We start from the raw sequence: 4,929 nt of genomic DNA on the forward strand, positions 1-4,929 counted from the left end.
ACTGCCCCTGACAGAGGAACAACTAGGCAGCGTTAAGCAACTGATAAAGGAAAACATGATAGTCACAATCCTCTATCATAAGGACCAGCCCCTTGCCGTGGAACCGCCTATCTTTGTCGAGCTGACCGTGACCAAGACCGACCCCGGCTTCAAGGGAGATACGGCCTCAGGGGGCAGCAAGCCGGCCATCCTTGAGACCGGCGCCAGTATCAAGGTCCCCTTCCACATCAACGAGGGCGACGTGATAAAGATCGATACAAGGACGCTGGAATATATCGAAAGGGCTAAGTAATGGACATCAACCTGATTAAAGAGCTTATCGAAACCCTCAAGGCGACCGATATTTCGGAGCTGTTCTACGAACATGACGGTTTAAAGATAAAGCTCCGTCGCCATCGGGCACCATCGGAGAGAGTCGCTGCACCGCCGCAACCCATCGTAGTGGCCGTGCCCGAGTGTGCCTCCCCCGCAGTGGACGATAAGAAAAGAAACCTCATCACGGTGAAGTCCCCCATTGTGGGAACCTTCTATCGTTCGTCATCACCTGAGTCCAGGCCGTTTGCAGAGGTGGGTGACAGGGTAAAGAAGGGACACGTGTTGTGCATCATTGAGGCAATGAAGCTGATGAACGAAATAGAGAGCGAAGTCGATGGCATCATTGTGGAGATACTGGTTGAAAATGCAACGGCTGTTGAGTATGCAGAGCCGTTATTTTTAGTTGAGCCGGAGTGAGGGGGGACAGACGATGCCTCTTTTTAAGAAGATATTAATTGCCAATCGGGGTGAGATAGCAATCCGTGTGATTCGTGCGTGCAGGGAGCTTGAGATCGGGACGGTTGCGGTGTACTCGGAGATAGACAGGGAGTCGATGCACGTCAAACTTGCCGATGAGGCTATTTGTGTGGGGCCTGCGCGGGCCTCCGACAGCTATCTCAACATCCCTGCGATCCTCAGTGCGGCAGAGGTGACGGACTCCGAGGCGATTCATCCGGGATATGGGTTCTTGTCGGAGAATCCGCAGTTTGCCGATGCCTGCAGGAAGTCCGGTATCGTCTTTATAGGGCCAACCCCTGAAAACATCCGTCTGGGTGGCAACAAGGCCAGGGCCAGACAGATCATGAAGAGGCACGGTATCCCCGTGGTACCTGGTAGCGATGGCGCCATAGATGACATGTCGCTGGCCATGAAGATTGCCAGAAAGATAGGTTTTCCCGTGATAATCAAGGCCTCAGCCGGCGGCGGTGGAAAGGGAATGCGTGTGGTGCATGAGGAGTCTCAAATGCCCCAGGCGTTGACTGCGGCACAGAACGAGGCGTTGGCCGCATTTGGCAACGGCGAACTGTATATCGAAAAATACTTCACGCTGATCAGGCACATAGAGGTACAGATAGCCGTGGACAACAAGGGAGAGACCCTACAGTTTGGCGAGCGGGACTGCTCAGTCCAGAGGCGACATCAAAAGCTGATCGAGGAATCGCCCTCGCCTATCATAAACGAACGACTCAGAGAAAAACTCGGCAAATACGCCATAAAGGCCGCCGAGGCATTAAAGTATAGAAACGTCGGCACCGTGGAGTTCATCTTTGACAAGGACGAAAACTTCTACTTTATGGAGATAAACACCCGCGTCCAGGTGGAACATCCGGTGACGGAGATGGTAACCGGCATAGATGTCATCAAGGAGCAGATTCGTCTGGCCGCTGGTCTTCCCCTGAGCGTTAAGCAGAAAAACCTCAAACTTGTCGGACACAGCATCGAGTGTCGGATCAACGCCGAGGACCCCTTTACCTTTATTCCCTCGCCGGGTAAGATCGGTTTCTACTACCAACCCGGTGGTCCCGGCGTCCGGGTCGATACCTACGTCTACGGCGGATGCACCATCCCCTCCCAGTACGACTCGCTGATAGCAAAGCTGATCACCTATGGCAGCAACCGCCATGAGGCCATCGAGCGGATGCGCAGGGCCTTGGGTGAATTCAAGATAGAGGGCATAAAGACCACCATCCCATTTCACAGGACGCTCCTGTCCAATGCCGATTTTCTGGCGGGCAGGTTCGACACCGGTTACCTTGAACGGCCATATGGACAACCGACATAACACCCTGTACCTGGGCGGACTGTGTCTGCTGTTGCACAGGGGCAGTCGTGCCAAACCGGCCTTTGACATGGCCATGGATGCCATGAGCGGTGGGCTGAGGTGGCTCCAGCTCAGAGACAAGGAGGCGTCGCGGCTGCAACTGTTTAAGACCGCCCGTCTGTTGAAGGCGCTTACGCGGGCAAACGATGCAACGCTAATCATCAACGACCATCCCGATATAGCGTTGGCTGTCGATGCCGATGGTGTACATTTGGGGCAGGATGATTTGCCTGTTGAGCAGGTACGAAGGCTCATGGGTGACAAGAAGATCATCGGGGTCTCAACCCACAGCATTGACCAGGCATTGGAGGCGCAGAGGGGCGGGGCAGACTACATCGGATTTGGCCCCATCTTTGCCACACAGACCAAGGATGCCGGTAGTCCCAAGGGCGTTGATGCCATCAGGGAACTCCTGGCGCAGATCACAATCCCCATAGTGGCAATTGGCGGCATCAGCGAGGAGAGTCTGGGGGCCGTCCTTGAGGCAGGTGCCAGTGCCGTGGCCGTTGCATCCGGTATCCTCGAACAAGATGACCTGACAAAGGCCGTTGAAGCATACCTCGGCATCATAAGAGGGCAAGAAAAATAAAGAAAGGGGCGGCTCGCCCCTCGCTGCCCCCTTGCCCCCCGTAATATGTATATTGTTATATAGAGTTTATACCAAAATAAAAAAGTTGACCTACATAAACATAGTATGCTATTCTACTTAGGAATGGTGAATTTAGACTTTGTTATTAGTAAATTAGGAGCTTATGCTGGAAAAGTTTTTTGTTAAAAATTATAAGAATATTTTAATGGACGAGAATGAGTCTTTGTCTCTTGGTAAGCTGAATATCTTTATTGGGCCAAATGGTTGTGGAAAATCGAACTTGTTTGAGGCAATTAAGTTCCTGCCTGATTGCATAGAATATGGTTTACAGAAAACAATCAGAACTTACCGAAAGGGGGTGCAGTCTCTTCTAAACAAAAACTTTTCAATACCAAGCAAAATAAATTTTAAATGGCAGTTTCCTCCAATCCCGAATATAGTAAGCGGTATCCCTGCTGAATATGAACTGGATTTATCAATCGATGATTACAATTATTTTTCTGTTGAACGTGAGATCATGCAAGAGAGTAAAAGTAGAAAGATCGGAGAACAGCGTAATTGGATGTATCTTGCCTTTAACTTCGGCAAAGGTGTGGTAAATAGGTATGAAGGAAGTCGTCCTATGGGATTTGAACATCCAGAGGAGGAGATTTCAAGTGATGAGATAGCGTTAAAAACATTGTCATCTCCTAAACAATATCCTGCCATTGAACACATAAAGCAACAGGTATCCCTATGGAGATTCTATAACGCCAATCATATAAGCATTAGAAATATAAAAGATAAACCATCTAAAGTGGACCCTTTGGATTTATATCTTGATGAGACGGGGGAGAATCTTGCAATAGTGCTGCATAATTTGACTCAAAGGGACCATTCAGAGTTTGATTTTGAAGCTGAATTTAATAGTCTCTTAAAGTCTCTACTTGACGGTTTTGATGGCCTGAAATTTCCGATTATTGATTCGCAACATATTGAGATGAGATTGAAATATAAAGCCATCAAGAAACAGTTAGCCCTGCACGAGTTGTCAGACGGAACAATAAGAATGCTCTGTTGGGCAGCCGTTTTATGTCACCCTACTCCATCGCCTGTTATATGTATAGATGAACCCGAAGTCGGTCTTCACCCTGAATGGATTAACATACTTGCGGATTTAATCAAGGTAGCGGTCAAGAGGGGAAAGACACAGGTGTTGCTTGCCACTCACTCCCCTGATATCCTCGATTGTTTTTCAGACAGGGCGGAAGATGTTATTGTTATGGAGACAGATGACGAAAATAATGCAATGTTTACAAGGCTGGACCCTGAAGAATTAGAACCGTGGCTTGAAAGATACCGTCTTGGTGAGATGTATCGTAACAGGGAATCGGTTATCGGAGGATGGTCCTATTGACTAAGAAAAACATACTTTTCCTTGTCGAAGGAATGACAGAAGGTCTGTCTACACCCTGGGGGAAGGGATTATGGAATATCTTAAAAGTAGAGAAAGTCTGGATGCGTGAAAGAAAAATACATCACGATATCGTTAGATTCAATGGCAAGTCCAAGATGCAAGGTGATATAAAGTTTAGGGTAGGGCAACATCTCTCCCTACCTAAAAAAACTGTAACCAAAGCAGTTGGTAAACCTACAGGTGATTATGTCTTTATTGTCAGAGATTTAGATTGTGAGGATAGGCAAAGTGTCGAGGCAGCAATAGATAGCGAACTTGTTGGCTATAAAGGGTCTTATAGTATACATTTTGCCATACAGGAAATTGAAGCCTGGATGATAGCCGATTTAGATTGCTTCAAGAGCGTTTATAAGAGTAAGTATGCTCAGATTGTTAGTGAAATCAAAAACATATCATACAGCTCAAATCCGGAAAAAATAGACTGTGAACCAAAAAAATTATCAGAACGATTAGAAGAAATAGCCTACAAATGTCAAACACGGTATAAAAAAACCATAGAGGGGCCTCAATTGCTTGAAGTTGTAAATCCCGATTCAGTTGCTGCTAAATGCCCTTCATTTGCACGCTTCAGACAGGACTTAAGGGCACATATCGGGTTTCAGCCAACTATTCCCCACTGACTCACGTAGCACGAACCAAAGGTACGGTTTATGCGATAACAGCCGTTGCGTTGCAGGGCATGTCGGCAACTGCCTCAACCTCTACGCCCCGTTCAGCGGCCAGCATTAGTATGTGTGAGATATCGGG

General features: G+C 48.0%; 6 protein-coding genes and 1 pseudogene. 6 read left to right on the forward strand and 1 reads right to left on the reverse strand.

Annotation, left to right across the window (positions count from 1 at the left end; genetic code table 11):
- The 6 genes and pseudogenes from HWQ67_RS13015 to HWQ67_RS13040 form a co-directional block, all read left to right on the forward strand.
- Window positions 1–292 (forward strand): annotated as a pseudogene (locus HWQ67_RS13015) (elongation factor P); the annotation flags it as partial.
- Window positions 292–732, forward strand: coding sequence for an acetyl-CoA carboxylase biotin carboxyl carrier protein (gene accB, locus HWQ67_RS13020; protein WP_218253122.1), 441 nt, complete (start codon window positions 292–294; stop codon window positions 730–732). The pseudogene HWQ67_RS13015 and the gene accB, both read left to right, overlap by 1 nt.
- 13 nt (window positions 733–745) lie before the next feature.
- Window positions 746–2,098: an acetyl-CoA carboxylase biotin carboxylase subunit gene (accC, locus tag HWQ67_RS13025; protein WP_218253123.1), complete on the forward strand. Its 1,353-nt coding sequence runs from the start codon at window positions 746–748 to the stop codon at window positions 2,096–2,098.
- On the forward strand, window positions 2,082–2,726 hold the full coding sequence (gene thiE / locus HWQ67_RS13030; RefSeq protein WP_218253124.1) for a thiamine phosphate synthase: 645 nt from the start codon (window positions 2,082–2,084) through the stop codon (window positions 2,724–2,726). Before accC ends, thiE begins: the two co-directional genes overlap by 17 nt.
- A 163-nt stretch (window positions 2,727–2,889) precedes the next feature.
- Complete coding sequence (locus HWQ67_RS13035; protein ID WP_218253125.1) at window positions 2,890–4,122, forward strand: AAA family ATPase; 1,233 nt, start codon at window positions 2,890–2,892, stop codon at window positions 4,120–4,122.
- The gene (locus HWQ67_RS13040; RefSeq protein WP_218253126.1) at window positions 4,119–4,802 is read left to right on the forward strand and encodes a DUF4276 family protein; all 684 of its coding nucleotides are present in this window, start codon (window positions 4,119–4,121) and stop codon (window positions 4,800–4,802) included. The genes HWQ67_RS13035 and HWQ67_RS13040 overlap by 4 nt, the downstream gene beginning before the upstream one ends.
- A 28-nt stretch (window positions 4,803–4,830) precedes the next feature.
- On the opposite strand, the gene HWQ67_RS20585 is transcribed toward HWQ67_RS13040, so the two are convergent.
- A complete protein-coding gene (locus tag HWQ67_RS20585; protein WP_425340726.1) occupies window positions 4,831–4,923 on the reverse strand; it encodes an RNA-binding protein in 93 nt (30 codons plus the stop codon).
- Between the last annotated feature and the right edge of the window lie 6 nt (window positions 4,924–4,929).

This window comes from Candidatus Magnetobacterium casense (genome assembly GCF_019173545.1).
Taxonomy (GTDB): domain Bacteria; phylum Nitrospirota; class Thermodesulfovibrionia; order Thermodesulfovibrionales; family Magnetobacteriaceae; genus Magnetobacterium; species Magnetobacterium cryptolimnobacter.